Origin of the sequence: Gordonia sihwensis NBRC 108236 (genome assembly GCF_000333035.1) — a bacterium.
Lineage (GTDB): Bacteria > Actinomycetota > Actinomycetes > Mycobacteriales > Mycobacteriaceae > Gordonia > Gordonia sihwensis.
Genome location: NZ_BANU01000021.1, coordinates 1 through 26,834 on the forward strand (window position 1 = coordinate 1; position 26,834 = coordinate 26,834).

General features: G+C 70.4%; 28 protein-coding genes. 24 read left to right on the forward strand and 4 right to left on the reverse strand.

From position 1 onward, the window contains the following. The coding region (locus GSI01S_RS13590) for an EsaB/YukD family protein (RefSeq protein WP_006897155.1) at window positions 1–476 on the reverse strand (476 nt) is incomplete at its 3' end. 161 nt (window positions 477–637) lie between these two features. On the opposite strand from GSI01S_RS13590, the gene GSI01S_RS13595 reads away from it, so the two are divergent. After that, a complete protein-coding gene (locus tag GSI01S_RS13595) occupies window positions 638–4,588 on the forward strand; it encodes a type VII secretion protein EccC (RefSeq protein ID WP_006897156.1) in 3,951 nt (1,316 codons plus the stop codon). Beyond that, window positions 4,585–5,766 (forward strand): type VII secretion-associated protein, encoded by a 1,182-nt coding sequence (locus tag GSI01S_RS13600; protein WP_006897157.1) that lies wholly within the window; start codon window positions 4,585–4,587, stop codon window positions 5,764–5,766. The genes GSI01S_RS13595 and GSI01S_RS13600 overlap by 4 nt, the downstream gene beginning before the upstream one ends. Here GSI01S_RS13600 and GSI01S_RS13605 read toward each other — a convergent pair. Beyond that, window positions 5,763–6,296: a YceI family protein gene (locus GSI01S_RS13605; RefSeq protein WP_039867718.1), complete on the reverse strand. Its 534-nt coding sequence runs from the start codon at window positions 6,294–6,296 to the stop codon at window positions 5,763–5,765. The two genes, GSI01S_RS13600 and GSI01S_RS13605, sit on opposite strands and share 4 nt — an antisense overlap. A 175-nt stretch (window positions 6,297–6,471) precedes the next feature. Between GSI01S_RS13605 and rplM the strand changes: the two genes are divergently transcribed. The 16 genes from rplM to groES all read left to right on the forward strand — a co-directional run bounded on the left by rplM (window position 6,472) and on the right by groES (window position 19,879). Then, window positions 6,472–6,915, forward strand: coding sequence for a 50S ribosomal protein L13 (gene rplM / locus GSI01S_RS13610; protein WP_006897159.1), 444 nt, complete (start codon window positions 6,472–6,474; stop codon window positions 6,913–6,915). Next, a complete protein-coding gene (gene rpsI / locus GSI01S_RS13615) occupies window positions 6,912–7,433 on the forward strand; it encodes a 30S ribosomal protein S9 (RefSeq protein ID WP_006897160.1) in 522 nt (173 codons plus the stop codon). The genes rplM and rpsI overlap by 4 nt, the downstream gene beginning before the upstream one ends. A gap of 14 nt (window positions 7,434–7,447) precedes the next feature. Next, a complete protein-coding gene (glmM, locus tag GSI01S_RS13620; protein ID WP_006897161.1) occupies window positions 7,448–8,776 on the forward strand; it encodes a phosphoglucosamine mutase in 1,329 nt (442 codons plus the stop codon). A gap of 95 nt (window positions 8,777–8,871) precedes the next feature. Then, entirely contained in the window at window positions 8,872–9,192 is a 321-nt protein-coding gene (locus GSI01S_RS13625; RefSeq protein WP_006897162.1) for a hypothetical protein, read from the forward strand. Further along, window positions 9,189–9,806 carry a hypothetical protein gene (locus GSI01S_RS13630; protein ID WP_101841721.1) on the forward strand — a complete coding sequence of 206 codons (618 nt, stop codon included), beginning with the start codon at window positions 9,189–9,191 and terminating at the stop codon, window positions 9,804–9,806. The genes GSI01S_RS13625 and GSI01S_RS13630 overlap by 4 nt, the downstream gene beginning before the upstream one ends. Continuing rightward, on the forward strand, window positions 9,803–10,048 hold the full coding sequence (locus GSI01S_RS13635; RefSeq protein ID WP_006897164.1) for a hypothetical protein: 246 nt from the start codon (window positions 9,803–9,805) through the stop codon (window positions 10,046–10,048). Before GSI01S_RS13630 ends, GSI01S_RS13635 begins: the two co-directional genes overlap by 4 nt. A gap of 49 nt (window positions 10,049–10,097) precedes the next feature. Continuing rightward, a complete protein-coding gene (locus tag GSI01S_RS13640) occupies window positions 10,098–11,000 on the forward strand; it encodes an alpha/beta hydrolase family protein (RefSeq protein WP_006897165.1) in 903 nt (300 codons plus the stop codon). Between the two features lie 17 nt (window positions 11,001–11,017). Then, on the forward strand, window positions 11,018–12,880 hold the full coding sequence (glmS, locus tag GSI01S_RS13645) for a glutamine--fructose-6-phosphate transaminase (isomerizing) (RefSeq protein ID WP_039867719.1): 1,863 nt from the start codon (window positions 11,018–11,020) through the stop codon (window positions 12,878–12,880). Window positions 12,881–12,893: 13 nt separating this feature from the next. Next, a complete protein-coding gene (locus GSI01S_RS13650; RefSeq protein ID WP_006897167.1) occupies window positions 12,894–14,324 on the forward strand; it encodes a bifunctional ADP-dependent NAD(P)H-hydrate dehydratase/NAD(P)H-hydrate epimerase in 1,431 nt (476 codons plus the stop codon). A gap of 5 nt (window positions 14,325–14,329) precedes the next feature. After that, window positions 14,330–15,490, forward strand: coding sequence for an alanine racemase (alr, locus tag GSI01S_RS13655; RefSeq protein ID WP_006897168.1), 1,161 nt, complete (start codon window positions 14,330–14,332; stop codon window positions 15,488–15,490). Continuing rightward, window positions 15,483–16,682 carry an alpha/beta fold hydrolase gene (locus GSI01S_RS13660; RefSeq protein WP_006897169.1) on the forward strand — a complete coding sequence of 400 codons (1,200 nt, stop codon included), beginning with the start codon at window positions 15,483–15,485 and terminating at the stop codon, window positions 16,680–16,682. Before alr ends, GSI01S_RS13660 begins: the two co-directional genes overlap by 8 nt. Further along, window positions 16,679–17,131: a tRNA (adenosine(37)-N6)-threonylcarbamoyltransferase complex ATPase subunit type 1 TsaE gene (gene tsaE / locus GSI01S_RS13665; protein ID WP_006897170.1), complete on the forward strand. Its 453-nt coding sequence runs from the start codon at window positions 16,679–16,681 to the stop codon at window positions 17,129–17,131. The genes GSI01S_RS13660 and tsaE overlap by 4 nt, the downstream gene beginning before the upstream one ends. Next, window positions 17,128–17,838, forward strand: a complete 711-nt coding sequence (tsaB, locus tag GSI01S_RS13670; protein ID WP_006897171.1) for a tRNA (adenosine(37)-N6)-threonylcarbamoyltransferase complex dimerization subunit type 1 TsaB — start codon at window positions 17,128–17,130, stop codon at window positions 17,836–17,838. Before tsaE ends, tsaB begins: the two co-directional genes overlap by 4 nt. Then, window positions 17,831–18,388 (forward strand): ribosomal protein S18-alanine N-acetyltransferase, encoded by a 558-nt coding sequence (gene rimI, locus GSI01S_RS13675; RefSeq protein WP_006897172.1) that lies wholly within the window; start codon window positions 17,831–17,833, stop codon window positions 18,386–18,388. Before tsaB ends, rimI begins: the two co-directional genes overlap by 8 nt. Continuing rightward, the gene (gene tsaD, locus GSI01S_RS13680) at window positions 18,385–19,413 is read left to right on the forward strand and encodes a tRNA (adenosine(37)-N6)-threonylcarbamoyltransferase complex transferase subunit TsaD (RefSeq protein WP_006897173.1); all 1,029 of its coding nucleotides are present in this window, start codon (window positions 18,385–18,387) and stop codon (window positions 19,411–19,413) included. Before rimI ends, tsaD begins: the two co-directional genes overlap by 4 nt. 169 nt (window positions 19,414–19,582) lie before the next feature. Then, window positions 19,583–19,879, forward strand: a complete 297-nt coding sequence (gene groES / locus GSI01S_RS13685) for a co-chaperone GroES (RefSeq protein WP_006897174.1) — start codon at window positions 19,583–19,585, stop codon at window positions 19,877–19,879. Window positions 19,880–20,005: 126 nt separating this feature from the next. Here the strand turns inward: groES and GSI01S_RS13690 are convergent, their stop codons facing one another. Continuing rightward, the gene (locus GSI01S_RS13690) at window positions 20,006–20,245 is read right to left on the reverse strand and encodes a WhiB family transcriptional regulator (RefSeq protein ID WP_045540292.1); all 240 of its coding nucleotides are present in this window, start codon (window positions 20,243–20,245) and stop codon (window positions 20,006–20,008) included. A 460-nt stretch (window positions 20,246–20,705) separates the two neighbouring features. Here GSI01S_RS13690 and GSI01S_RS13695 point away from each other — a divergent pair, with 460 nt between their 5' ends. The 3 genes from GSI01S_RS13695 (at window position 20,706) to GSI01S_RS13705 (ending at window position 23,040) form a co-directional block, all read left to right on the forward strand. Then, window positions 20,706–21,548, forward strand: a complete 843-nt coding sequence (locus tag GSI01S_RS13695) for a hypothetical protein (protein WP_006897176.1) — start codon at window positions 20,706–20,708, stop codon at window positions 21,546–21,548. A gap of 83 nt (window positions 21,549–21,631) precedes the next feature. After that, complete coding sequence (locus GSI01S_RS13700) at window positions 21,632–22,207, forward strand: sigma-70 family RNA polymerase sigma factor (protein ID WP_006897177.1); 576 nt, start codon at window positions 21,632–21,634, stop codon at window positions 22,205–22,207. Next, window positions 22,204–23,040, forward strand: a complete 837-nt coding sequence (locus GSI01S_RS13705; protein WP_006897178.1) for an anti-sigma-D factor RsdA — start codon at window positions 22,204–22,206, stop codon at window positions 23,038–23,040. The genes GSI01S_RS13700 and GSI01S_RS13705 overlap by 4 nt, the downstream gene beginning before the upstream one ends. A gap of 93 nt (window positions 23,041–23,133) precedes the next feature. On the opposite strand, the gene GSI01S_RS13710 is transcribed toward GSI01S_RS13705, so the two are convergent. Next, the gene (locus tag GSI01S_RS13710; protein WP_039867726.1) at window positions 23,134–23,520 is read right to left on the reverse strand and encodes a DUF5319 domain-containing protein; all 387 of its coding nucleotides are present in this window, start codon (window positions 23,518–23,520) and stop codon (window positions 23,134–23,136) included. A gap of 66 nt (window positions 23,521–23,586) precedes the next feature. Here GSI01S_RS13710 and guaB point away from each other — a divergent pair, with 66 nt between their 5' ends. From guaB to GSI01S_RS13725, 3 genes are all read left to right on the forward strand, one after another. Next, window positions 23,587–25,098: an IMP dehydrogenase gene (guaB, locus tag GSI01S_RS13715; protein ID WP_006897180.1), complete on the forward strand. Its 1,512-nt coding sequence runs from the start codon at window positions 23,587–23,589 to the stop codon at window positions 25,096–25,098. Between the two features lie 62 nt (window positions 25,099–25,160). Further along, the gene (locus GSI01S_RS13720; protein ID WP_039867727.1) at window positions 25,161–26,327 is read left to right on the forward strand and encodes a GuaB3 family IMP dehydrogenase-related protein; all 1,167 of its coding nucleotides are present in this window, start codon (window positions 25,161–25,163) and stop codon (window positions 26,325–26,327) included. A 180-nt stretch (window positions 26,328–26,507) separates the two neighbouring features. Further along, window positions 26,508–26,798: a DUF4287 domain-containing protein gene (locus tag GSI01S_RS13725; protein ID WP_006897182.1), complete on the forward strand. Its 291-nt coding sequence runs from the start codon at window positions 26,508–26,510 to the stop codon at window positions 26,796–26,798. Window positions 26,799–26,834: the final 36 nt, after the last annotated feature.

A 26,834-nucleotide genomic window follows, 5' to 3' on the forward strand; every position in this document is an offset into this window, starting at 1 on the left:
GCCGCACCCAGGGCCGAGACCGCGAGGACCACCGGAGCGTCGCCGGCGGCCGCCGCCCAGCGGCCGGCCGGGACGGCCCCGACCACCGCGACCAGGAAGACCAGATAGCTCACCATGCGTGAGGCGTCCGACGACCAGCCGAAGCGGTCCCGCTGCAGAGCCGCCGCCACACCGTCGGCGACGTCGTCGATCAGCACCGTCCCGGCATCGGCCGGCGCAGTGCGGATCACCAGCAGATCGCCGTCGCACACCCCGCACTGCGCGAGAGTGTGCTCGGCGGCCAAGGCGGTTCCGTCGATGCGGGCGAGTGTCCAGTTCGCGGGTTCAGCGCTGTCGTCCACCCGGACCCGCAGAGCGTCGAGAAGATCGGGCATCAGCGCCGCGATCGGCACGCCGGCCGGAAGGCCTGCGTCGAGTTGAGTGCTCCCACCCACGATCGATGTCCGGATCATGTCCGGTTCGGTCAACACGGTCATTCGGCAAACCTTCCCCCAAGGTTCCTGATACAACCTCTTCCATCGCCCGTGAGGCGAGGACGTCGTCGAGATAACCATGTCGGGAGTCGTCGCGGTCAGCGATTGGGGGAAATCGCTCAACCGGCCTCACGCGGCGGCCGAATCAGAGCTGGGGGGCTCGAATGGGCAGTGCAACAATCGGTTTCGCGCGTCGTCCGCGGATCGTCGTGGAGGCTCCGCCGGACGGGGAGATCGAGCTGACCGCGCCGCCGGAGCTGTCGCGCGCAGTGCCGCCGAATCTGCTGGTGCGGCTTCTGCCGGTGGTCATGGTGGTCGCCGTCATCGGCATGGTCGCCATGATGGTGATGACCGGAGGCGCTGGGGCACTGGCGAATCCGATGTTTCTGATGTTCCCGCTGATGATGGTGATGTCGATGGTGGGAATGCTGGCATCCGGCGGGCGAGGCGGTCCCGAGCGGGCAGCCGAGGTGAATGAGAACCGCAAGGACTATCTGCGCCATCTCGGGCAGCTTCGCGACGATGTCGCCGAAACGGCTGCAGCGCAACGAGAATCGGCGCAGTGGCGGCATCCGGATCCGGGAGCGTTGATCGGCCTGGTCGGGGGCCGCCGGATGTGGGAGCGCAGATTCACCGACGACGACTTCGGCCATGTCCGCGTCGGCCGCGGGACACACCGCCTCGCGACCGCGTTGGTGCCGCCGGAGACGCCGCCGGGCGACGACCTGGAGCCGGTGTCGGCGGTGGCGCTGAGACGTTTCGCTGCCGCGCATGCGGCCGTCGACGGACTGCCGACGGCGATCGCGCTGCGCGGATTCCCGGCGGTCAGCCTGCTCGGGGATCCGGTGCAGGTGCGCGCCCTGCTGCGGTTCATGCTGTGCTCGTTGGCCGTACTGCACGGTCCGGACCACCTGCGGATCGCGGTCGTCGCCGACGATCCGCTCGACGCCGAATGGGATTGGGTCAAGTGGCTGCCGCACATCGGCCATCCGGCTCGTCGGGACGGGCTCGGTGCCGTGCGCATGGTGTACCCGACGCTCGGCGCCCTCGGCGACGACCTCGCCGCCGATCTCGCGGCCCGAGCGGGTTTCAGCCGGACGGCCGACTCTCCGGCGACGTCCCATCTGTTGATCGTGGTCGACACCGATCGAGTCGATGTGGACGACGAATTGATCGGCGGCGTAGGCCTCGACGGCGTGACAGTGGTGAGTCTGGGCACCGCGCCGAGCCCGCTGGCGGTGCGTCGCGGGCTGCAGCTGACGGTGTCCGGCGGTCGTGTCGCCGCCCGCACCGCCGCCGGACTGGAGGAGTTCGCCGTCGCCGACCGGCTGTCCGGGCCGTGCGCCGAAGCCGTCGCGCGCAGGCTCGCCCGGTACCGCCCGGCGTCGCTCGACGCCCTGCTCGATCTCGACACGCCGGTTCTCGCGAGCGATCCCGGACTGCCCGCACTGCTGGGTCTGGGAGACGCGGGCCGCGTCACCCCGGAGTCGGCCTGGCGCGGGCGCCTCGGTGCCGAACGACTGCGCGTGCCGATCGGCTACACCCCGGAGGGCGCTCCCGTGCACCTTGACCTGAAGGAGAGCGCGCACGGCGGAATGGGGCCGCACGGGCTGTGCATCGGCGCCACCGGCAGCGGCAAGAGCGAACTGCTGCGCACCCTCGTCCTCGCGCTGATCGCGACGCACTCCCCGGACGAGTTGAACCTGGTCTTGGTCGACTTCAAGGGCGGGGCCACCTTTCTCGGTCTGGAGCAGGCCAAGCACACGGCCGCGGTGATCACCAACCTCGAGCAGGAACTCGCGATGGTGGACCGGATGGGCGACGCACTCTCCGGCGAACTGAACCGCCGTCAGGAACTGCTGCGCGCCGCAGGCAACTTCGCCAATGTCACCGACTACGAACAGGCCCGCCGGGCGGGGGCGCCGCTCGACCCGCTGCCCGCCCTCTTCATCGTCGTCGACGAGTTCTCCGAACTGCTCGCGCAGAAACCGGAATTCGCGGACCTGTTCGTGGCGATCGGCCGGCTGGGGCGCTCCCTGCACATCCACCTGCTGCTCGCGTCCCAGCGTCTCGAGGAGGGCAGGCTGCGCGGGCTCGACAGTCATCTCTCGTACCGGATCGGATTGAAGACCTTCTCCGCCAACGAGTCCCGGACTGTGCTGGGCGTCCCCGACGCCTATCACCTGCCGAGTGCGCCCGGCGCGGCCTACCTGAAGTGCGATTCGTCGGCGCCGACACGCTTCAACACGTGCTTCGTCTCCGGCCCCTATCGACCACCGGCGGGGCCGTCTGCCGGTTCCGCGTCGTGTGCGCAGACCCGGCCGGTCGCGTTCACCACCGCGGAGGTCCCGCTCGCCGAACCGGCCACGGAGCAGCCGGACGGCCAGGCCGACGAGGGTCCGTCCGCGACGGTGCTCGAGACGGTGGTCGCGGCACTGGCCGGGCACGGCCGCACCCCGCATCGGGTGTGGTTGCCGCCGCTGGAGCGGGCGATCACCCTCGATGCGCTGGCACGCGACACCGCACCCGGCACCTTGACCTTTCCGTACGGGGTCATCGACCTGCCGTTCGAGCAGCGGCGCGACACCGCATGGCTCGACGTCGCGGGTGCGGCCGGGCACGTCGCTGTCGTGGGCGGTCCGCAGTCGGGCAAGTCCACCACGCTGCGCACCCTGATCTGCGGAGCCGCCAGGACCCACACCCCCGAACAGGTGCAGTTCTACTGTCTGGACTTCGGCGGCGGCACGCTCGCCGCACTCGATGGTCTGCCGCACGTCGGCTCGGTGGCCACCCGAGTCCAGCACGACCGGATCCGCCGCACGCTCGCCGAGATCCTGGCGGTGAAGACGAGCCGGGAGGCGTGCTTCGCCGAGCACGGCATCGAGTCGATGCGGGAGTACCGCGCGGCGCGCGCTGCGGGCCGCTTCGCCGACGACCGGTACGGCGACGTCTTCCTGGTCATCGACGGGATCGGCGTGCTCCGGGCCGACTTCGAGGCGCTGGAGGAGAAGGTCGACGCCCTCGTCTCGACGGGGCTGGCGTACGGCGTGCACGTGGTGGTCAGCGCGTCGCGGTGGGGCGAGATCCGGCCCGCCATGAAGGACCTGATGGCCGGTCGCGTGGAACTGCGGCTCGGTGACGCCCTCGATTCCGAGATGAGCCGCCGCGCCGCGGCCGGAGTGCCGGAGGGACGGCCGGGCCGCGGGCTGACCGCGCAGGAGAAGCACCTACTGGTGGCGCTGCCGCGGGTGGACGGCGTCGCCGACGCGACCGATGTGTCCGCCGGAACGGCGAAGCTGGTCGAGGCCGTCGCGCGGGAATACGGCGATCGCCGGGCTCCGGAGGTGCGGACTCTCGCACGAGTGGTGGACGGTTCCGTGCTCGCGGAGACCGTCGCCGCGCAGGGAGCCGGGACGCGGGCCGGTACGGTAGCGCTCGGGCTGTCGGAGACCGACTTGGGGCCGTGCGTCCTCGACTTCGACGCCCAGCCGCACCTGCTGGTGTTCGCCGACGTCGAATCGGGCAAGACCGAGACGCTTCGCACGCTGGTCCGCGGACTGGTGGCCGGCGGAGATCCGGACGAAGTCAAGCTCGTCCTCGTCGACTACCGTCGCGGACTGCTCGGAGAGGTGCCGGAGACGCATCTGGGCGGCTACGCCAGTTCCGAACGCACGGCGCGGCCGATGATGGCGCAACTCGCCGAGTACTTCGCCGCGCGGCTGCCCGGCGACGACGTGACACCGCAACAACTCGTCGACCGCAGCAGGTGGTCGGGGCCCACCGTCTATCTGGTGGTCGACGACTACGACCTCGTCGCCACGGCGTCCGGGAATCCATTGTCGCCATTGATCGAGTTGCTCGGGCACGGTCGCGACATCGGTTTCCGGCTGATCCTCACGCGCCGATCCGGCGGTGTCGGCCGAGCGCTGTTCGATCCGCTGATCGCCTGTCTGCGCGACCTCTCGTGCGATGTCCTCCTGATGAACGGCGACCCCGACGAGGGCTACGTGGTGGGCAGGCACCGCCTGCAGCGGCTGCCGGCCGGCCGCGGCGAACTGGTGTCGCGCAACCGGTCGCCGGAGATCGTCCAGGTCGCGCTGGGAGAACGGGCGTGAGCGGCCCGGTGATCGATCTCGCGTACGGACGTGTGACCGGTCCCGGCGGCACCGTGGACCTGACGACGCTGCTGGAGGACATCGACTGCGCCGAACGGCGGGCCCTCGCCCGGCAGGCGCTGCGCGAGGTGATGCGGCGCGCCGCCGGCGCCTCCCGGATCCTGCTGCCCACCGTGTGGGGACCGGTCCGCACCGAGGCTCTGGTCGGCGAACTCGCCTCCGTGGGCGCCGCCGCCGAACCCGTTCCACGGGCGGTGGCGATCGCCGCTTCGCACGCCGACGCGACCGTGCACCGCTGCGCCGTGGTGGAGACCCGGATGCTGCCGGCCACCGGCGGACACTGGAGCGTGCACACGGTGACGCGCACCGACGGCCGGTGGTCGCTGGGGCGGGGCGCGGTGGACCTCCCGCGCCGGATATCGGCCGAACCCGGGTGGTCGGCTCCGCTGCGCGCCGCCGACGCGGTCTTCGTCGACGGTCCCGATCCGGAATCGGTCGCCGCCGCCCAGCGGTTGCTGCTCGAAGCCTTCGGTGTACGCGCGATGGCCGTCGACAGAACGGTTCTGACCAGGCACGGAGGTCGGCTCGGTCCGGTGAGCGCCGCCGAGCTGCTCGCCGGCCTGCCCGCGCCGCCGATCGCCGCGTCGCGCCGGGGACTGCGCGCGCCGGCAGTCGTCGCCGCGGTGCTGGTGCTGGCCGCAGCCGCGACCGCCGGGTGGGCGCATTGGCCGCGGCCGGAGCGGTCCGCGCAGCAGACAGTCCGGGTGGGCCGGGCCGAACTCGCCGTTCCGGGCCAGTGGCGGCGCAGTGACGGGGACGATGCGACCGCCGGAAGCCGCACGGTGTTCGCGGCCCCCGACGACGGCAGGCGGCTGATCGTCGTAGTCTCGCGGCTGCGGGGCGGTTCCACCGTCGCGACGGTCGCGGAGAGCCTGCGGAACCGCATCGCGCAGCGCGGGGACGACGCGGTGGCCGAGTTCGCGGCCGACGTGAGCTATGCGGGCCGTCGCGTGATCGGGTATCGCGAGACGCCGGCGTCGGGTTCTCCCGTGGCCTGGTACGTGGCCGTCGAGAGCGGCACGCAGATCAGCATCGGTTGTCAGACGGGCACGGGGGAGGAGTCGGTGGACGGTCCGTGCCGCGGGGCCGTGGGTTCCCTGCGTGTGGTGAGCGATTAGGAGACGGTGACCGACGCCTCCAGCGTCACGACCACCTCGTCGGCCACCTTCAGGGCGCCCATCATCAGCGAATACGGCTTGATCCCGAACGTCGTCTGCGTCACCGCGGACTGCCCGGAGACGGTGCTGCCGTCCACCGCCACGTCGACGGTGTGGGGCTCGGTGACTCCACAGATCGTCAGATCGCCCGACAACCGGTAGCCGTCGCCGCTCGCCGACACGTCGCCGGCCCGGAAGACGATCTCGGGGAAGGCGGACGATTTCAGCGACTTGAGAGCGTTGGCGCGCGCGACCAGCCGTTCCGGACCGGTCATCGGAGTCAGCCCGCCCTCGCCCGAGAGCACCTGCAGGGAGTCGACGTCCACCCGCAGCGCCACGGAGACCGGAGTGTCGCCGTCGAAGGCGATGTCGGCTCGCCACGCGTCGAACCCGATCGTCAAGCTGTGGCCGGTCCGCGCCGCCCGCCCGGCGACGCCGGTGCGCAGGGTGAGGGCGCCGTCGCCGGGACCGATGCTGATCACTGAAGTCATGCTCTCGACGATACGGACCCAGCCGGACGCGCGTTTTGACCCGCGTCGACGAGCCCGCGTAAGCTAGATCGCTGGTGCCCTGCGTCAACAGAGTGCCCGGGTCCCCACTGGTCGCCGGGAGCACGCTCTGCAGAAGTGCCTGACCAGCAGCAAACGAGTTCAAAAGAGGACTACTGTGCCTACCTACACCCCGAAGGCCGGTGACGTGACCCGCGAGTGGTACGTCATCGACGCCACCGACGTGGTGCTCGGCCGCCTCGCCGTCGCGAGCGCCAACCTGCTCCGCGGCAAGGGCAAGCCCACGTTCGCCCCGCACGTCGACGGCGGCGACTACGTCATCATCATCAACGCGGAGAAGGTCGCCGTCAGCGGCAACAAGCTGACCGACAAGCGTCTCTACCGCCACTCGGGTCACCCGGGCGGCCTGAAGTCCCAGAGCATCGGCGAGCTCCTGGCCACCAAGCCCGAGCGCGTCGTCGAGAGCGCCGTCAAGGGCATGCTCCCGAAGAACAAGCTGGGCAACGCCATCGCAGGCAAGCTCAAGGTCTACGCGGGCCCCAACCACCCGCACACCGCGCAGAAGCCGGTCAACTACGAGATCAAGCAGGTGGCCCAGTGACCAACGAGAACCTGAACGACGTCGACGTCGAGGTCATCGAAGAAGAGACCCTGAACGAGGACGGCAGCTACACCACGGAGTCCGTCGAGGTCGTCGAGACCGAGACCGCCACTCGCGGACCGGTCGTGCTCGACCGCCCGATCCAGACCGTGGGCCGCCGCAAGGAGGCCATCGTCCGGGTCCGCCTGGTGCCCGGCACCGGCGAGTTCACGCTCAACGGCCGCACCCTCGAGGACTACTTCCCGAACAAGGTGCACCAGCAGCTCATCAAGGCTCCACTCGTCACCGTCGAGCGCACCGACGCCTTCGACATCCACGCTCGTCTGGTCGGCGGCGGCCCGTCGGGTCAGGCGGGCGCGCTGCGTCTGGCCATCGCGCGCGGCCTCATCGAGGTCAGCCCCGAGGATCGTCCGGCACTGAAGAAGGCCGGCTTCCTGACCCGCGACGCGCGTGCTGTGGAGCGTAAGAAGTACGGCCTGAAGAAGGCCCGCAAGGCCTCGCAGTACAGCAAGCGCTGATCGCTTCGGCTACTGTGGCTCGCCTTTTCGGCACCGACGGCGTCCGAGGCCGGGCCAACGACCAGCTCACCGCAGAGCTGGCGTTGGCCCTGGCCTCGGCCGCCGTTCGCGTTCTCGGTGCAAACGCTCGTTCCCGTCCGCGCGTCGTCGTCGGACGTGACCCCCGCGCCTCCGGCGAACTCCTGGAGGCCGCGCTGTGCGCCGGTCTGGCCGCGGCGGGCGCCGACGCCATCCGGGTGGGAGTGGTCCCCACCCCGGCCGTCGCCTTTCTGACGGCTGACTATCGGGCGGATTTCGGAGTGATGATCTCCGCCTCGCACAATCCCATGCCCGACAACGGCATCAAGTTCTTCGCCGCGGGCGGCCACAAACTCCCCGACGACGTCGAGGACGAGATCGAGGCGGCGATGCACGCCGACCAGCCCCGTCCCACCGGCGCCGGTGTGGGCCGGATCCGCGACGCCCAGGACGCCGCCGAACGCTACCTCGCTCATCTGGCCGAGTCGGTCCCGACCTCGCTCGACGGGTTGACGCTCGTGGTCGACTGCGCACACGGTGCGGCGTCCCATGTGGCTCCCCGCGCGTATGAGGCCGCCGGCGCCAAGGTCATCGCGATCCACGCCGAGCCCGACGGCCTCAACATCAACGACGGGTGCGGCTCCACGCACATGGACAAACTGCGGGCCGCCGTCCTGGAGTACGGCGCCGACCTCGGCCTGGCCCATGACGGTGACGCCGACCGGTGCCTGGCGGTCGACTCGACCGGTTCGGTGGTCGACGGCGACCGGATCATGGCGATCCTGGCGCTGGCGATGCACGAGGCGGGCCACCTGACCGACGGCGTCCTCGTGGCCACCGTCATGAGCAACCTCGGCTTGCACCTGGCGATGAAGAGCGCGGGAATCGAGCTCAAGGTGACGGGCGTGGGCGACCGCTACGTCCTCGAGGAACTGCGCTCGGGCGGTTACGCCCTCGGCGGTGAGCAGTCCGGCCACATCGTGGTCCCGGCCGTCGGAACCACCGGCGACGGAGTGCTCACCGGTCTCATGCTCGCCGCGCGGGTGGCGCAGACCGGACAGCGCTTGGCCGATCTGGCCGGGGTGATGACGGTTCTGCCGCAGGAGCTCATCAACGTCCCCGTCTCCGACAAACACGCCGTCGCAGTCGCCGAAGAGGTGCTCAGCGCGGTAGCGGCCGCCGAGTCCGAACTGGACGGATGCGGGCGCATCCTGCTGCGTCCGTCGGGAACCGAGCAACTCGTCCGGGTGATGGTGGAGGCGCAGACCCCCGAGTCGGCGCGCGGAATCGCCGAACGCGTGGCCGCTGTGGTCGCGGGCGTCTGACCAGCACCCCGCGATAGACACGCCCGACCCGGTCGGGGACGCGACATTTTCGGCGTGTCGCGGAACCGTGCGGGCGGCGCGTGCGTCCAATAGGCATGGACGCCGGAAGCAATGACTCGATCCACGTCGATCTGGACCAACTCGCGGACTTCACCGCCGCCCAGCAGCACATCGTGACGACGCTCGCGGAATGCGCCGCGGAACTCGACGGCGGCGGGATGTGCGACTGGGCCGATCACGGTCCGCCGCGTCGTGCGGCGGACGCCACGCTGGACCGGCTCCTCGATCTCGCCGCCCGGCTCCGTGGCTGCGGAGTCGCGGTGGACGCGGTGGCCGCGGATCTGGGGCGGGCCGGTGCGGCGTTCGCCGACGCGGAGTCGGCCGCGGCGTCGTGGGCGACGGGCCGGCCGGCATGACGGGCTCGTGCGCGGACGGTTTCGCGACGGTGATCGCCGCCTGCCGGGAACTGGGCCTGACCGCGGTGGACGAGGCGGCCGTACGCCGGCCTCATTCAGCGGTGGACGAGTTTCGGATGCCGGCATTCGTGGCGGATGCGCAACGGTTGAGCGACCTGGCCGACCGCCTCGCCCGCGCGGAGGGAGCAGCGGGTGCGACGGCGACAACGGTCGGGGAATGGTCCGGCAGATCCGGACACGCGGCGGGCAGCGCGGTACGGGTGGTGGCAGGCGACGTCGCCGATCTGCGGAGCCGGCTGACGCAGGGGGCGGCCGTGACCACCCACGCCGCTCGGGTCCTCGAAGAGGTGCTCGCACGCCACGCGGCGGTACTGGAGACGGTGTCCCGTCGCAGGCTGGGCGGGGTGGACCTCGACGCGGTACCTGCCGCTCTGAATGCCGGCGCGGTCACCGAAGGCGAACTGCGAGCCGAAGTGCATGCGCGTCTTGACTACGCCGACTCCGCGGGGGCGCTGGCCGCCGACGCCATCGCCGCAGCCCTCGCGGAGGTGGCCTCGGCATGGACGACCGACACCGGCTCGGCGGGCGAACTCGTACTGGCGGATCTGCGGTGACGTCTCCGGAGAACCGACTCGAGGCATTGTCCGCCGAATCCGCGAGCGGGTTCGAACAGGCCGGCCGACGCTACCGCGACCGTTTGGCAGCGGCGGCGCCCGCACCGCGCGAGGATCCGGTGCGCGTCCAGCGGCTCCGCGCCCGGCTGCGCGCCGACGCCGATGCGGCCGACGCCGTGCTCGGGCGGCTGATGCTGGCCGCAGGACTCGACGCGGCGCGGCCGCGCACGCGCGGACGGTGATCGGTCGGCACCGAGTCCTATCCGCGATCGATGTCATAGGGTGGGAGCCGTGTTCGGGAACAACAAGGTCGTGGCGCCTCCGCCCGACAAGCTGATGAAGGAACTCGCGCGCCGCGGACCCAACAAGGTCGATCGCGGCGATCTCGGGATAGTCGGCATGTCCGGTCAGATCTTCGCACCACGCACCGGCAGCGACCTTCCGGCAGTGGCGTTCGCGCACGGCTGGCTGGTGGGAAGTGCCCGCTACCGGGATCTGCTGTTCCACCTCGCCTCATGGGGCATCGTGGCGGCCGCGCCCGACGGCAGCCGGGGCCCGTTCCCGTCCGACATCTCCCTGGGCACCGACCTGCGCGCCGCGGCGACCGTCGCCGGAAGCGTGCAACTCGGCACCGGCCGGGTCCGCGTCGATCCGAACCGGATCGGGCTCGCCGGACACGGGTTCGGTGCCGCAGCCGCGGTCCGGGCCGCATCCGACGCCGTGCTGCTGGGCAGGCCGCCGATGAACGTCAAGGCGCTGGCGACCGTGTTCCCCGCGCCCACCACCGCCGACCTGCCTGCCGCGGCCGCGACCGTCCGGGTGCCGTCGCTGGTGCTGGCAGGCAGCGGACACCTGGCGTCGATGACCGGCAACGCACTCGACCTGGCGGAGAACGTCGCAGGCGATGTGGTGTTGCGCACACTCCCCGGAGCGGACGCGGGCGACCTCGTCGAGACGCCCTCGGTCAAGTCCCTAATCGGCATCAACGGCGCCGATCGAGCCGTCCACAAGGCGGTTCGGGCGCAGCTGACCGGCTTCTTCCTGCATCGGCTGACCGGCGACGAGAAGTACGCCGCCTTCTCCGACCCCGAGCTCACCATGGGCGACGCGCTCGCCGTCGACCTCGAGTCCGCCGACCGTCCCGAACTGGACACCGTGTCCCAGTTGCTCGGCGCTAAACCACGCTCCGCCTGACGCTATTCTTGGTACCCATGTGTGGAATCGTGGGATATGTGGGCAAGCGCGACGCGCTCGACATCGTCGTGGACGCCCTCCGCCGGATGGAGTACCGCGGCTACGATTCGGCCGGCGTGGCGATCCTGGACGGCAACGGTGCGGTGACGGTCGAGAAGAAGGCCGGCCGGCTGGAGAACCTCGACAAGCAGATCGCTGAAGTCGGCCGTGCGGCGCTCACCGGTCACACCGGTATGGGCCACACGCGCTGGGCCACGCACGGTCAACCGACCGATCGCAATGCGCACCCGCACCTCAGCACCGACCACAAGATCGCCGTCGTGCACAACGGGATCATCGAGAACTACGCGCCGCTGCGTGCCGAACTCGAAGACTCCGGCATCGAATTCTCCTCCGACACCGACACCGAGACCGCGGTGCATCTGATGGAGCGCGAATACACGTCGGGCCGGCACGCGGGCGACTTCGTGGCCGCCGCGTACGCCACGCTGCGGCGTCTGGAGGGCGCCTTCACCCTGGTCTTCACCCACGCCGACCACCCGGACACCATCGTCGCCGCACGCCGGTCCACCCCGCTGGTCGTCGGGGTCGGCGACGGCGAGATGTTCGTGGCCTCCGACGTGACGGCGTTCATCGAGCACACCCGCGACGCGATCGAACTCGGCCAGGACGAGGTCGTGGTCATCACCGCCGACACCTATGCGGTCACCGACTTCGACGGCAACCCGACCGGCGGCACCCCGTTCCACATCGACTGGGACCTGGCCGCCGCGGAGAAGGGCGGCTACGACTACTTCATGCTCAAAGAGATCGCCGAGCAGCCCGCGGCGCTCTCGGACACCCTGATCGGTCACCTCCGCAACGGCCGGATCGTGCTCGACGAACAGCGCCTGAGCGATCAGGACCTGCGCGACGTCGACAAGGTCTTCGTCGTCGCCTGCGGCACCGCCTACCACGCCGGACTGATCGCCAAGTACGCGATCGAGCACTGGACCCGACTGCCCGTCGAGGTGGAACTCGCCAGCGAGTTCCGCTACCGCGACCCGGTGCTCGACCGGTCGACGCTGGTGGTGGCGATCAGCCAGTCCGGCGAGACCGCCGACACCCTGGAGGCCGTACGCCACGCCAAGGACCAGAAGGCCCGCGTCCTGGCGATCTGCAACACCAACGGCGCGCAGATCCCGCGCGAATCGGACGCCGTGCTCTACACCCACGCCGGCCCCGAGATCGGGGTCGCGTCCACCAAGTGCTTCCTCGCGCAGATCGCCGCGGCCTACATGGTGGGCCTCGCACTGGCTCAGGCCGTCGGTACCAAGTACGCCGACGAGGTGACACGCGAGTTCGAGGCACTGGAACAGATCCCGGCCGCGGTCGAGAAGGTGCTCGAGCAGATGGAGCCCGTCCGAGAGCTCGCCCGCGGCCTCGCCTCGGCCGACACGATCCTGTTCCTCGGCAGGCACGTCGGCTACCCGGTGGCGCTGGAAGGCGCGCTCAAACTCAAGGAACTCGCGTACATCCACGCCGAGGGTTTCGCGGCAGGCGAGCTGAAGCACGGCCCGATCGCCCTGATCGAAGACGGGCTGCCGGTGATCGTGGTGATGCCGTCCCCCGAGGGCCGGGCCCTGCTGCACTCCAAGATGATCAGCAACATCCGCGAGATCCAGGCGCGCGGTGCCCGGACGATCGTGATCGCCGAGGCCACGGACACCGCGGCGGCGGAGGTCGCCGACCATCTGATCCCGATCCCGCACACCGCGACCCTCCTGCAGCCGCTGGTCTCGACGGTCCCGTTGCAGGTGTTCGCAGCCACCGTCGCCCAGGCGCGCGGCTACGACGTCGACAAGCCGCGGAACCTGGCCAAGTCCGTCACCGTCGAATAGCGATGAGGACCTCGTGGTGACCGGCTACTACACCGCCGCGCAGATCCGGGACGCCGAAGCCGCGACCGGCGATCTGCTCAGCGGCGGTGTGCTGATGGCCCGTGCCGCGAATGCGGTGGCGGCGCAGGTGAGCGCCGAACTGCGCGAGCGGACCGGCGGCGTCTACGGCCGGCGGGTGCTGCTGGTGGTCGGCGCGGGAAACAACGGCGGCGACGCGCTCTACGCCGGCGTTCGTCTGCGGCGGCGCGGCGTCCGTGTCGACGCACTCCTGCTCGATCCCGATCACGCGCACGGTGCGGGCCTGGCGGCGTTCCGGAGCGCCGGCGGCCGCGTGAGCGCCACCGTGCCGGACGGACTCGACATCGCCGTCGACGCCGTGGTGGGGCTCGGCGGCCGCGGCCCGCTGCGACCGCCGGCTGCGGAGGTCTTCGCGCGGATCGCGGACACGGGCGCGGCGGTGCTCTCCGTCGACCTTCCGTCCGGCGTCGATCCCGACACCGGCGTGGTGAACACACCGTCGGTGCGGGCCGACGTGTGCGTGACCTTCGGGGCGCCGAGGCTCGCCCACCTGCTCGCCGCGCCGGCCTGCGGCCGGGTGGTGGTGGCCGACATCGGCATCCCGGTACCGGCTGCACAGGTGACCAGTCCGAGCGATGCGGAGGTGGCCGCGCTGTGGCCGCTTCCCGGGCCGGGCGACGACAAATACTCGCAGGGCGTGGTCGGCGTGATCGCCGGGTCCGCGGTGTTCCCGGGGGCTGCGGTGCTCGCCACCTCGGCCGCGGTGGCCGCCACATCGGGCATGACCCGCTACGTCGGTCCGGCGGTCGACGAGGTGCTGGCGAAGTCGCCGGAGGTGGTCGCGGCGTCCACCGTCGCCGATGCCGGGCGAGTCCAGGCGTGGGCGATCGGCCCCGGAATCGGCACGGGTGAGCAAGCACACGATCTACTGGCAGATGTGCTCGGGACCGACCTTCCGACACTGGTCGACGCCGACGGGCTCACCGTGCTGGCGCGTGCGCCCGAGCTTCTGGCGGATCGGACCGCACCGACGCTGCTGACGCCGCACGCCGGGGAGTTCGCCCGGCTCGCCGGAGCCGAACCGGGGCCGGACCGGCTGAGCGCAGTGCGCGGCCTGGCCGAGAGGCTCGGGGTGACGGTGCTGCTCAAGGGCCGGATCACCCTGGTGGCCGACCCGGACGGTCGGGTCAGCGGCAACGACGCGGAGTCGTCCTGGGCCGCGACCGCCGGGGCGGGCGACGTGCTCACCGGCATCGCCGGATCGTTGTTGGCGGCGGGACTCCCCGCTCGTTCGGCCGGCGTCTGCGCTGCCCGCGTGCACGCGCGCGCCGCCGCGCTCGCGAGCGGGGGAGCGCCGATCAGCGCCGCCGCGTTGCGCGACGCGGTCGCGCCGACGCTCCGCCGTCTGCTGGATTTGCGAGAATAGGTGCGATGGACTCGCACGCTAACCTCTACGCCACTGTCGATCTCGACGCCATCGCCCACAATGTGGGCGTCCTGCGGGAGCGCTCGGGCTCCGATGTGATCGCGGTGGTCAAAGCCGATGGCTATGCGCACGGGGCGGTCGCCGTGGGCCGCACCGCGCTCGGAGCGGGTGCCATCGCGCTCGGTGTGGCGCAGATCAGCGAGGCCCGCGCACTGCGCGCCGCCGGCATCGACGGGCACCTGATCGCCTGGCTGCACACCGCGGAGGCCGATTTCGCCGGGGCGATCGCCGACGGGATCGACATCGCCGTCTCCTCGCCGCGGCAGCTGGAGCTGGTGCTGGCGCAGGCGCGCAGACTCGGCCGGACCGCCACGGTGACGGTGAAGCTCGACACCGGGCTCGCGCGCAGCGGCGTCAGCCCGGAGGAATGGGCGCAGACCGCCGACGCGGTGGCTGCCGCATGTGCGGAGGGCGCGATCAGCCTGCACGGTGTGATGTGTCATCTCGCCTTCGGCGACGTGCCCGACCATCCGCTCAACTCACAGCAGGCGCAGCGTGTCGACGATGCCGTCGCCGACCTGCGTGCGCGCGGCGTACGGCCGCAGCTGGTGCACATCGCGAACTCTCCGGCGGCGCTCACCCGGCCCGACCTGGCGCGCGACGCGGTCCGTCCGGGACTCTCGATCTACGGCTACTCGCCGGTCCCGGACATCGGCGACTTCGGGCTGATTCCGGCGATGACGCTGGAGACGCGGATCTCGCTGGTCAAGAGGATTCCGGCCGGGCAGGGCGTCTCCTACAACCACACGTGGGTCGCTCCCGCCGACACCGTTCTCGGCGTGGTGCCCGCGGGCTACGCGGACGGAGTTCCGCGCCTGCTGTCCGGCCGGTTCGGCGTGCACGTGAACGGCCGGATCTTCCCGAACGTCGGGCGGGTCTGCATGGATCAGCTGGTGATCGACCTCGGACCGGACGGCGGCGGCGTCGCCGAGGGCGACCGGGCCGTGCTGTTCGGACCCGCGGGCGCCGCGGGCGGCGCGCCGGTGCCGACCGCGACCGACTGGGCCGACACCATCGGCACGATCGATTACGAGATCATCTCCCGAATCGGTTCGCGCGCGGTGCGACGGTATGTCGGCGGTCCCGGGGGAGACGTCGATGCCTGACCGCGAGCGTGCGAAGCCGCGACGGAAGGCCGCATGGCGCTCGGGATTGTCGGAGGCGCGCTCGCTCGGCGCGGTGACGGCGGGCGGCGCCTTCCGCCGCCGCAAGCTCCGCAAGGCCGACGGGCGGATCGATCCGCATGCGGGCGTCGACTTCAAAGCGATCTACGCCGACGAAGCTGCGACGGTCACCGCCGACGACGGCGTGTGTCTCGCGGTCCGCACGGTGCTCACCGGCGGTCCCGACGTGCGCGGCGACCGCAAGTGGGGGCGCACCGCGACGCCCGAGCTGACCGTGGTCTTCGTGCACGGGTTCACCCTGCGGATGGCGGCCTGGCACTTCCAGCGGTTCGGTCTCGCCGAGCGCTGGGCGGGCCGGCACATCAAGATGGTCTTCTACGACCAGCGCGGCCACGGAGCGAGCGACCCGGCGTCCGCCGAGAGCTCTACGATGGCGCAGCTCGGCGACGACCTCGCCGCGGTGATCCGCACGATGGCGCCGACCGGACCGGTGGTTCTGGTGGGCCATTCGATGGGCGGGATGTCGATCATGTCGTTCGCGCGACGTCATTCGCGGATGTTCTCTCACAGCGGTCGCATCGCGGGCGTCGCACTGGTCTCCACGGCGGCCAGGGGCATCACCGAGGCCGGGCTCGGCGAAGGACTCAACAACCCGATCGTCGATGCGCTGCGCCTGTCGGTCCGCTACATCCCGGGCGCCGTGCAGGCCGGCCGGGGGATCACGCGCCGGGCGGTGGAACCGGTGCTCGTCGCGGCGAGTTTCGGCCACGACCACTACAGCCCGCGCGCCGGCCACGCCGTCGAGTCGATGATTCAGAACACGTCGATCGCGACCATGGTGAACTTCCTGCACGTCTTGGAGAGCCACGACGAGGCGACGGCGCTGCCGGTGCTCGCTCAGGTACCGACGGTGGTGATGTGCGGCGACGAGGACCGGCTGACGCCGCTGCCGAACTCACTGAGCATGTACGGACAGCTCGGTCACGACTCCCGCATGGTCATCGCGGAGGGCTGCGGGCACATGCTCCCCATGGAGGACCCGGAGCTGGTCACCGACGCCATCGACGACCTGGTCTCGCGGTCGCGCCTGGCGCTGGGCCGGCCGGTGCTGCCGTGGCGGCTCTCCGGCCGCGCGCGTTCGGACAAGCACGCACGATCGGAGCGACAGGGATGACGCCGCAGCGCACCTCCGGAACCCGCGACCTGCCCGAGGTAGCCGACACCGAAGACCTCGGCCGCGAGCTCGCCGCCGACCTCGGCCCGGGGGATCTGGTGATCCTCGACGGTCCGCTCGGTGCGGGGAAGACGGCGCTGACGCGCGGTATCGCCGCCGGGCTCGGCGTGGCCGGCCGTGTCTCGTCGCCGACCTTCATCATCGCTCGTCAGCACGCTCCCGGCGTGCCCGGCGGCACCGGCCTGGTCCACGTCGACGCCTACCGGCTGGGCGGCCTGGACGATCTGGACGCCCTCGATCTCGACACCGACCTCGACGACAGCGTGGTCGTGGTCGAATGGGGCGAAGGCGTCGTGGAGCGACTCGTCGACGAATACCTCATCGTCCGGCTGCGCCGCGACGACGACACCGAGACACGACATGCGACCTGGGAGTGGGTGAACCGATGACCGCGCAGCCGCCGATTCGGGCTCTGGCGCTGGACACCGCGACTTCCGCCGTGGTGACCGGCGTGGTGGAACTGCGCGACGAGGGGCCCGTGACGCTCGCGGAGCGGATCGTGACCGATCAGCGCCGTCACGCCGAAGTGCTCACGACCCTGATGCGGGACGTGCTCGCCGAGGCGGGTGTGGCGGGCGACGCCCTCGACGCCGTGGTCGTCGGTTGCGGTCCCGGACCGTTCACCGGGCTGCGCGTCGGAATGGCCACCGGAGCGGCGTACGCCGACGCGCTCGGCCTTCCCGCCTACGGGGTGTGCACCCTCGATGCGATCGACCGCGGCACGCCTGCGCCGGAGGCGGGGACGCGACTGGTGCTCACCGATGCCCGTCGCCGCGAGGTGTACTGGGCGCTGTACGAGGCCGGTCGGCGTGTCGCGGGACCGGCCGTCGACTCACCCGACACGCTGGTCGCGGAACTGGCGGGGCGCACGCTCTCCGACGTGGTGGGGGAGAGCAGATTCACCGAGCGCTTCGGCGCGGCGGGCGCCGACCTGGTCACACCGACCCCGGCCTCGCTGGTCGCCGTCGCCGCCGAGCGACTCACCGCTCGGGCTCCGGCCGAGCCTCTGACGCCGTTGTACCTGCGCCGCCCGGACGCCGTCGAACTCAAGGACCAGAAGCGCAAGTCGCTGCTGCCCTCGGCGACACATGAGTGAGGGCCCCGGCCCGGTCGTCGACGAACTGACTCCCTCCGACCTGGCCCGATGCGCCGAGATCGAGCGGGAACTCTTCGCCACGGATTCGCCGTGGCCGCTGACCGGCTTCGTCGCCGAACTGCGGGCGCCGCACAACACCTACTTCGCGGTGCGCACCGTCCCGGGCGCCCCGGTCTCCGGCTACGCGGGTATCAGCGTGCTGGGCCGTGCCGGCGACCACGAGTGCGAGGTGCACACCATCGCGGTCGACGCCGCCTGCCAGGGGCGCGGCTACGGGCGGGCTCTGCTCGACGCGTTGCTGCGGGTTGCCGACGCCGTCCACGCGCCGGTATTCCTGGAAGTGCGCACCGACAACGTCCCGGCGATCGCGCTGTACGAGCGCAGCGGATTCGAGGTGGCGGGAGTGCGACGCAACTACTATCAGCCGTCCGGCGCGGACGCGTACACGATGGTGCGCGCCGCGCGCCGGGACGGCGACGAACACAGCAGCGGCGAACACAGCAACGACGAACCGGGCAATCACCGGCCGGAAGGGCACGCGACCTCATGATCGTGATGGGTATCGAGAGCTCCTGCGACGAGACCGGAGTCGGTGTCGTCGAATGGGACGGCGAGACGGCGACGCTGCTGGCCGACGAAGTGGCATCGTCCGTGGACGAGCACGCGCGGTACGGCGGCGTGGTCCCCGAGGTCGCCTCGCGGGCCCACCTGCAGGCGATGGTCCCGACGATGCAGCGGGCGCGTGAGGCGGCCGGGATCGACCGGCCCGACGCCATCGCGGTGACGATCGGACCGGGACTCGCCGGAGCCCTGCTGGTCGGCGTCGCCGCGGCCAAGGCGTACGCGCTGGCCTGGGATGTGCCGCTGTACGCGGTCAATCACCTCGGCGGACATGTCGCGGTCGACACCCTCGAGCACGGTCCGATGCCGCCCGCGGTGGCGCTGCTGGTCTCCGGCGGGCACACGCATCTGCTCGGCGTGCAGAACCTGTCACAGCCGATCGTCGAAATGGGCACCACCGTCGACGACGCCGCGGGGGAGGCCTTCGACAAGGTGGCGCGGCTGCTGGATCTCGGCTACCCGGGGGGTCCCGCACTCGACGCGGCCGCCCGTGACGGCGATCCCGCCGCGATCGCGTTCCCGCGCGGCATGACCGGGCCCCGCGACGCGCCGTACGACTTCTCCTTCAGCGGTCTCAAGACGGCCGTCGCGCGATACGTGGAGGGCCGGGTCCGGTCGGGTGCCCCCGTGTCGGTGCCCGACGTCGCCGCGTCGTTCCAGGAGGCGGTCGCGGATGTGCTGACCGCCAAGGCGCTGCGCGCATGCCGTGATCGCGGCGTCGACACCCTGGTCTTGGGCGGCGGTGCGACCGCCAATTCGCGGATCCGGTCGCTCGCGGCCGAGCGGACCGCCGCCGCGGGTATCGAACTGCGCGTGCCGAAGCCGAGGTTGTGCACCGACAACGGCGTCATGGTCGCCACCCTGGGAGCCCACGTGATCGGTGGCGGCGCCCCTCCGTCGCCTCTCACCGTGGCGACCGATCCCGGGATGAGCGTGCAGATCAGCAAGCTCTGAGCTGCCGCGACCGGCTCGGACACCGGGGCCCTTGATGTGCTGGCACTCTCATGGGTAGAGTGCTAGTTGGCATCCGAAATGCAGCGCCGCGGCACCCGCGACGACGTGGCAAAGCGACCCGGTGCCGCGAACTTCCCATCAGTTACATGAAGGAAAAGGAACTGACATCGTGGCGAGCGTGAACATCAAGCCGCTTGAGGACAAGATCCTCGTTCAGGCCGTCGAGGCTGAGACCACCACTGCTTCCGGCCTGGTCATCCCGGATTCGGCCAAGGAGAAGCCGCAGGAGGGCAAGGTCATCGCTGTCGGCGAAGGCCGCGTCACCGATCAGGGCAACCGTATCCCGGTCGACGTCAAGGAAGGCGACGTCGTCATCTACAGCAAGTACGGCGGCACCGAGATCAAGTACGCAGGTCAGGAATACCTGATCCTGTCGGCCCGCGACATCCTCGCGGTGGTCGGCTGACGCCAGTCGGCGGACAGACACAGATCAGCCCCGGTTGAGTCCGATCTCAACCGGGGCTGATCGCTGTCTGAGGCTCGATGTCCGGGGCGTTCGGGGCCTCGTACAGGGACCGGCGCTCCGGGACGCTCAGCCGGCCAGGCGCCGGGGATTGCGTCGCCGCATCAGATTCCGCTCCGACTCGGTGAGGCCGCCCCAGATCCCGTACGGCTCGTCCACACGCAGGGCGTGCGCACGGCACTGCTGCAGCACGGGGCAGTCGGCGCAGACCTGCTTGGCACGCCGTTCGCGCTGCATCCGCGCCTGGCCGCGCTCACCCTCGGGGTGAAAGAAGACCGACGATTCGAGCCCTCGGCATCTGCCTTGCATCTGCCAGTCCCAGAAGTCGGAGTTGGGGCCGGGCAGTCTGTCGATTGTGGTCGTCAATCTTCGCTCCTGAATGAGAAACGCTCTTACCTACGACGCTCACGGTATGTGCGTCCGGAAAAGCGAGTCAACTCGTTCTCCGGTCTCGAATCACTGCGATTAAAAGCGAACAAGTGAACGCCCGGTGACGTGACGGGGACCATGGCGGTCTCGGCGGGCGACGGATACTCCGACTCTATGTCGCCCTTTACCTGCGATTTTGTTGATCGAGGGCGGAGGCGCTGGGCCGGTCGAACGGCGCGGCGCCTCGGTGGGAGGATGGACTGCAATCGTACGAAGGTTACGTCGGAGATAACGGGAGTTGTCGACTGCGGCAATTCTGCTTCCACGTGATCATCTTTTGTTAGTCGAAATGAAATCTTCATTCTGCGCGCAGGCGCCGGTAGTGAAAGGTGAATTGCGAATGTCGGATCAGTGGAACGACGCATTCGGCGTCGACGCACCGCCGGACTGTCCGCCGGGGGGCGATCGCTGGGCGCGTGCGGTTCGGCTCGGAGCGCTCGGCAGGGCCGCCGCGGCGCGTGCGCTGATCGCCGACCTGCTCGCCGATCCGGCCACCGGCGCCGGGGTCACCGCACTGGCACTGGCGACTCGCGCGTCGCTCACGCGGCAGGCCGGGGGTCACGGGTACGCGCGAGCCGATGACGGTGCGGCACTGCGCGTCGCGGTGAGCGCGGGAGCGGAGGAGAGCCGCTGGGCCGCCGTCGCTCGAGTGGACGCCCTCGTCGGGCTGGCCGCGGACGGGTTGGGGATCGGCGACTTCGCCGGCTCGGCCCGGCTCCTGGAACGCGCGGCGGCAGAATCGGCGGGCACAGTATCGACGGCGGCCCGCGGGAACTGGGTGCTCGACGGCCGTCCGGCACTGCGCCTGGCGTGGGTGCGTACCGAACTGGCCCTGTACACCGGCCGGTCCGACGCCGCGGACCTCGCGGCGCGGGCGCTCGAGTTGTCCGCCGGGGCACCGTCGGTGCGCCATCGGCTCAAGACCGCACTGATCGCCGCTGCCGCCGACGCGGCCTCGGGCCGGGTCGAGGCGGCGGCGCAGACTGCACGGAACGTCGCAGGCGACTGCGCGGCGGCCGGACTGGCGCCGCTGGAGTGGGCAGCACGCAGCATGCTCGCCTCGTTCGCCGCCGACCGGAACGAGCAGAGCCGGGCGGCGGCCGCCATCCAGGAGAAACTCATCGGCCTGGGCATGGGCTTCGCGCCCTTGGCGGGTTCGGCGCACGCGGCTCGGTACGCTTGATTGATGACTGATCTAGGCGAACCACACGGCGCACCGCGGTCAGTAGTCTCCCGAATGCGTAACACCCGGGCACCTAAGCGGCGATGAAACTTACAGGTGATGCGTTGGGCCAGGCGGTCCGTGCGGCGGCCGATGGTGACCGCGCTGCGCTGACCTCAGTGCTCGACAGTGTGCGGGAACCAGTCCTGCGCTACTGCCGAGGACGAATCGGTGCCGGAGAACGACACTTGTTCTCCGCTGACGACGTGGCTCAGGAGGTGTTGATGGCGGTGATGACGGCGTTGCCCCGGTACGAAGACCAGGGGCGTCCCTTCATGGCGTTCGTATATGGCATCGCCTCGCACAAGGTCGCCGACGCGATGCGTTCGGCGGCCCGCGTGAAGTCAGATCCGGTAGAAGACGTCCCCGACTCGCTCGACTTCTCGAACGGGCCGGAACAGGCTGCCCTCGAATCAGATGCCTCGAGGCAGATGCGAGATCTTCTCGGCACCCTTCCCGAGAAGCAACGCGAGATTCTGGTGCTTCGGCTCGTCGTCGGTCTCTCCGCTGAGGAGACCGCGGACATGGTCGGCAGCAGCCCGGGAGCGGTGCGAGTGGCACAGCATCGGGCGCTCACCAAGCTCAAGAAACTCATGACCCCAGGAGGTGAACGTCGATGACGGAGGACGAAATGCCTACCGGTCCCATCGACGTGGGCGCGGTGCACCACGACGACGAATTCATCGACGATCTCGCGGCAGGCAGGGCCGCCCGGATCGGCGACGACGCCGAGTACCGGCTCGCCGGTCTGCTCGCGCAGTGGCGCGCGGAGTCGTTGGCCGGGCCGGTTCCGAGCACGCCGACGATCGCCGACATCGAGACGGCCATCGCTCGGGCCAACGAGCGGGAGCGTCGCGGCGGACTGGCGCGCAGGCTCCGGGTGGTCTCGGGTGCCGCCGCCATCCTGGCGGTCGCCGGTGCCGGCCTGCTCGTGCTGTCGGAGGGATCGCAGCCCGGCGATCCGCTGTGGTCGGTGAAGCAGGTGGTGTTCTCCGAGCAGGCGCAGCAGACGCAGTCGCGGATGAACGCGGAGCAGAACATCGCCGAGGCCAAGAAGGCGCTCGCCGCGGGCGACACCGTCAAGGCCCGCGAATTGATCGCGAAGGCCGAGAAGGACATCGGCCCGCTCAAGGACAAGTCCGAGGCCGATCAACTGCGCAGCCTGATCGAGGACGTGCGCAGGCAGGACCCGAGTGCGCTGATTCCGCCGCTGTCGTCCCTGCCGTCGCTGCCGTTGCCGACCTCCGCCACCAGCCCCGACGTCCCGGACCCGACCGTGATGCTGAAGCCGCCGGGCTCCTCCAGCGGTTCGAGCAGCCCGAGCACCGCGCCGTCGACCACGCAGGAACCGTCCACGAGCAAGACGGACACGGACAAGCCGACGACCACCACGTCGTCGGCGACGGCGTCGGCGTCGGTGACGACCACCGCGCCGTCGGAGAGCATCCGCTGACCCGAGGGGCCGCGAGGTAGTCCGAACAGCGAGAGGGACCGTGATCGACGATCACGGTCCCTCTCGTGTGTCCGGAGTTCGTTCCCCTGCGGATCAGTAGCGTTCGTGATAGCGCAGTGAGGCGTCGGCGTACCCGCGGCAGTAATCCCAGGTGACGTAGTCGTCGGGCTCGGGATCCACCGCGGGCTCGTGCGGTCGGACCGTGCCGTCCACGAGCAATTGGCGCAGATTGGAGCGCAACATGTCCCAGTCGTGGTAGTGATCTTCGCGACAGTCCTCGCACATCACTACCAGGCCCCGCACACCGCGCGGCGCGAGGAGGCGTTCGTACACATCGAGGTCGGCGAGATCCTCTTCCACCGCGGTGCGTTCACCCTCGTCAAGAGGGATTCCCGGGTCGAGCGCGTCCAGGGCCGACGCAGGGTCGTTCGGGTCATCGGCGAAGGGGTCCGGCGGGAGTCCGGGGAACTGGTCATGCACGTCCTCCACCGTAGCCGATAACCGGGCGGACAGGCTTCCTCAATCCACAGCGGATACGATGTGCAGATGACGCAGGTTCGCACTGGTGGAGATGATCCCGACAAGGTCGCAATGCTCGGCCTCACCTTCGACGACGTACTGCTGCTCCCGGCGGCGTCGGATGTCGTCCCGAACGCCGTGGACACCTCGTCCAGGCTGACCCGGGAGATTACCCTCCGGGTCCCGCTCGTCAGTTCGGCGATGGACACCGTCACCGAGGCCCGGATGGCGATCGCGATGGCGCGCGCCGGCGGTATGGGCGTGCTGCACCGCAACCTCTCGATCGAGGCGCAGGCCGCCGCCGTCGAGACCGTGAAGCGCTCGGAAGCGGGCATGGTCACCAACCCGGTCACCTGTCTGCCGACCAACACGCTCGCCGAGGTCGACGCGATGTGTGCGCGGTACCGGATCTCGGGTCTGCCCGTCGTCGACGCGTCCGGCGATCTGGTCGGCATCATCACCAACCGCGACATGCGCTTCGAGGCCGACGAGACCCGGCCGGTGTCCGAGGTGATGACTCCCGCGCCGCTGATCACCGCGTCCGAGGGCGTCTCCGCCGAGGCGGCGCTCGGTCTGCTGCGCAGGCACAAGATCGAGAAACTGCCGATCGTCGACGGCAACGGCAAGCTGACCGGACTGATCACGGTCAAGGACTTCGTGAAGACCGAGCAGCACCCCGACGCCACCAAGGACGCCGACGGCCGGCTGCTGGTGGGCGCGGCCGTCGGAGCGGGCGACGAGGCGTGGAATCGCGCGCTCGCCCTCGCCGAGGTCGGCGTCGACGTGCTCGTGGTCGACAGCGCCCACGGCCACTCGCGCGGGGTGCTCGAGATGATCGCCAAGCTCAAGGCGGAGGTCGGCGGCCGCGTCCAGCTGATCGGCGGCAACGTCGCGACTCGGTCGGGTGCGCAGGCGCTCATCGACGCGGGCGTCGACGCGGTCAAGGTCGGCGTCGGCCCCGGCTCCATCTGCACCACCCGCGTCGTCGCGGGCGTCGGCGCGCCCCAGATCACCGCGATCCTCGAGGCCGTCGCCGCGTGCAAGGCGGCCGATGTCCCGGTGATCGCCGACGGCGGTCTGCAGTACTCGGGCGATGTCGCCAAGGCGCTGGCCGCCGGTGCCTCGACCGCCATGCTCGGCTCGCTGTTGGCGGGTACCGAGGAGTCGCCGGGTGAGTTGATCCTCGTCAACGGCAAGCAGTTCAAGAGCTACCGCGGCATGGGCTCGCTGGGTGCGATGCAGGGGCGTGGCCAGGGCAAGTCGTACTCCAAGGACCGCTACTTCCAGGACGACGTGCTCGCCGAGGACAAGCTGGTCCCCGAGGGCATCGAAGGTCGGGTGCCGTTCCGCGGACCGCTGTCACAGGTGATCCATCAGCTCACCGGCGGCCTCCGCGCGGCCATGGGCTACACGGGGTCGCAGACCATCGCCGACCTGCAGAACGCGCAGTTCGTGCAGATCACCGCGGCGGGTCTCAAGGAGTCGCACCCGCATGACATCACCCTCACCGCCGAGGCGCCCAACTACTATGCACGCTGAGCCGGTTTGCGGCGCGACCGCCGCAGCCCGCTCGCCTGAGTTTCCACTAGAAAGGCGCAATGGTGCGTGACCTCGTCGAATTCGGCATGGGCCGGACGGCTCGCCGAACGTACGAACTGGAAGACATCTCGATCATCCCGTCCCGGCGGACGCGGTCGTCGAAGAACGTCTCGACCGCATGGCAGATCGATGCATACCGCTTCGAATCGCCGATCCTGAACCATCCGACCGATGCGCTCGGCTCGCCGGAGTCGGCCATCGCGATGGGGAAGCTCGGTGCGCTCGGCGTGCTGAACGGCGAAGGCCTCTGGGCCCGCCACGAGCACGTCGAGGACAAGATCGCCGAGCTGGTCGAGATCGCGGAGAAGAATCCGGACCCGTCCGCGGCGATCCGTCGCCTGCAGGAGCTCCATCGCGCCCCGATCAACCTCGACCTGCTGTCGCAGGCCGTCGCCCGAGTGCGGGAGGCCGGTGTCACCACGGCGGTCCGGGTGAGCCCCCAGCACGCCCCCGAACTGACACCCGCGCTGATCAAGGCGGGCGCCGAGATTCTGGTGGTGCATGGCACGATCATCTCCGCCGAGCACGTGGTGCTGGTCGACCGCGGCCACGAGGACGGACTCGTCGCCGAACCGCTCAACCTGAAGACCTTCATCTCCGACCTCGACATCCCGGTGATCGCCGGAGGCGTGCACGACCACCGCACGGCACTGCATCTGATGCGTACCGGCGCCGCGGGCGTCATCGTCGGATACGGCTCCACGGAGGGATCCACCACGACCGGTGAGGTCCTCGGCATCGGGGTCCCGATGGCGACCGCGATCGCCGACGCGGCCGCGGCCCGTCGCGACTACCTCGACGAGACCGGTGGACGCTATGTGCACGTGATCGCCGACGGCGACATCCACACTTCGGGCGACCTCGCCAAGGCGATCGCGTGCGGTGCCGACGCCGCGGTGCTGGGCACACCGCTCGCCGCCGCCGACACCGCTCCGGGCCGCGGCTGGTTCTGGCCGTCGGCTGCGGCGCACCCCGACACTCCGCGCGGTGCGTTGCTGCAGGTGGCGATCGACGAGGAGCGGCCTTCCCTCGAGACCGTGCTGAACGGACCGTCCGACGATCCGGACGGCCTGCTGAACCTGGTCGGCGGCCTCCGCCGGTCCATGGCGAAGGCGGGTTACTCCGATCTCAAGGAGTTCCAGAAGGTCGGCCTCTCGGTCCGAGCCTGACCTCGCGACGCCAGGCGTCGCCCACTCGGTGAGCCGAGACCCCGGAGTACCGGGGTCTCGGCTCTCTTGGTCTGCGACATGGTCGTGAACCGTCCTGAGTCGTTTCGGGCTGATACCGATCAGTTTCGGTGCCGGCGGCTGTCAATACTGGTGACAGCATCCGACGACAGGAGAACCGTCATGTCATTCCAGGCATACCTCGACACCATCGAGATCAAGACCGGGCACACCCCACGCGAACTCGTCGAGCAGGCAGCCGAACGCGGTTTCGGCCCGGGCACCAAGGCCGGGCCGATTCTCGAATGGCTGAAGGACGAGTACGGGCTCGGCCGTGGACACGGCATGGCGCTGGTCCACGTCATCACCAAGGGGCCGAAGATCAGCGCGAAACACGTCGGGACGTCCGGCCCGCACCGCGATGCCGGCGACACGCTGTGGCTCGACGGGGCGGCGACGAACCCGTCACGCTGACGCGGGCGGGAGGCGGAGGCATCGTCCGTCGTTGAC